The organism is Actinoplanes couchii (assembly GCF_016862075.1).
GTDB lineage: Bacteria > Actinomycetota > Actinomycetes > Mycobacteriales > Micromonosporaceae > Actinoplanes > Actinoplanes couchii.
The window spans coordinates 1-1,133 of sequence record NZ_BOMG01000154.1 but is presented as its reverse complement, the minus strand read 5'-3'; the positions used below and the strand labels follow the sequence as shown (position 1 = coordinate 1,133).

General features: G+C 70.7%; 2 protein-coding genes. One reads left to right on the top strand and one right to left on the bottom strand.

All coding sequences use genetic code 11. From position 1 onward, the window contains the following. Positions 1 to 93 precede the first annotated feature (93 nt). A complete protein-coding gene (locus Aco03nite_RS51730; protein ID WP_203810518.1) occupies positions 94 to 696 on the bottom strand; it encodes a hypothetical protein in 603 nt (200 codons plus the stop codon). 104 nt (positions 697 to 800) lie between these two features. On the opposite strand from Aco03nite_RS51730, the gene Aco03nite_RS51725 reads away from it, so the two are divergent. Then, a partial coding sequence (locus Aco03nite_RS51725; protein WP_203810520.1) for an SDR family oxidoreductase occupies positions 801 to 1,133 on the top strand: 333 nt, incomplete at its 3' end.

The following is a 1,133-nucleotide window of genomic DNA, read 5'->3' as shown; positions in this document are numbered from 1 at the left end:
CGCGAGGTGAACGGACACGCGGCGCGCGAGGTGAACGGACACGCGGCCGGCGAGGTGAACGGACACGGCGCCGGTGAGGTGAACGGAGACGCGTCAGATCAGCGATGACAACCAGACGGCTGCGGGGGCGGCCAGCAAAAACCCGATCAAGAACATGACGATTGCGGTCGTACGGCCGGTGCGCACCGATTCCCGGCGGGCGGCCAGGACCGAGGCGCGGGTACCGGGAGTGAGGACGGTCGGGCCCAGCCGGGACGGGCGTAGTCCCCGGGACGTGACCCGCCCGGTGGCGTAGACCGGGACACCGTGCGGTACCCGTACCTCGATGAGCCGAAGTTGATCGGCTTTTCGCATGTCGGCCAGGATCGGCGCGGAGAGGCACGACGGCGGGTTCGGCGCCGACCAATGATGCTCGGCGGTCGTGCTGTCGGTGATCCGGGACTCGGTCTGGATCGGATCGAACAGGGTGCTCGGCGCGACCAGCCGCGGATCGACGGGGATCCGGCCGTCGTGGTCGGCGATCACCGGCCATCCGGGGGCGTCGATCTGCAGGATCACGTCGAAGTCCGGCCCGGATTCACCGGTGGCGCGGCGGCTGGGGGATCGGATCACGGTCACCCGGAACCAGGCGCACCCGACACCGCTGAGTGGTGCCGTCTGCGGGCCGGCCGGACCGTATCCGGTGGACGCCTGCATGGCGACCCGTCCCGGTGTGCCGACCGGGACGAGTCGCCGACGGCGCAGGATCCACAGCGCGCGCAGGTCGCTGAGCAGGAGTAGGAGAAAGATCAGGGAAGCGGATCACCGGGGCGGCCCGGGGACAGGGCGCGGCCGAGGCGGCGGCGTTGCGGGCCGAAGGAGCCACGGTGATCGCCACCGACGTGCTGGCGGCCGACGGGGTCCGGCCGCTCGACGTCCGCTCCCTCGACCAGTGGACCGCGCTCGCTCGTTTCCTCGAGGAGACGTACGGCCGGGTCGACGCGGTGATCAACAACGCCGGGGTGACCGGCCGGGACCGGCTCCCCGACATCGATCTGGACACCTGGGAGACCACCCTCGCCATCAACCTGACCGGGCCGATGCTGTCGATGAAGACCCTGGTGCCGCTGATGCCGCGAGGGTTTGGCACAGTC